1 rRNA gene is annotated in these 266 nt (G+C 56.4%); it reads left to right on the top strand.

Annotated elements, in window-relative coordinates:
- Positions 1-89: 89 nt before the first annotated feature.
- Positions 90-266: ribosomal RNA gene (locus ACSNOD_RS31940) — 16S ribosomal RNA — on the top strand; the annotation flags it as partial.

Here is a 266-nt window from a genome sequence, read left to right as displayed (position 1 = left end):
ACAACACAGCGAGGACGCTGTGAACCATTCGGATTATTCCTCCGATGGTTCCGCTCTGTCGTGTGTGTGACCGGGATAGCCCGGAAGCATTCATGGAGAGTTTGATCCTGGCTCAGGACGAACGCTGGCGGCGTGCTTAACACATGCAAGTCGAACGATGAAGCCCTTCGGGGTGGATTAGTGGCGAACGGGTGAGTAACACGTGGGCAATCTGCCCTGCACTCTGGGACAAGCCCTGGAAACGGGGTCTAATACCGGATACGACC

It is taken from the genome of Streptomyces sp. URMC 123 (genome assembly GCF_051386515.1).
Lineage (GTDB): Bacteria > Actinomycetota > Actinomycetes > Streptomycetales > Streptomycetaceae > Streptomyces.
This window is presented reverse-complemented; position numbering and strand designations above follow the sequence as displayed.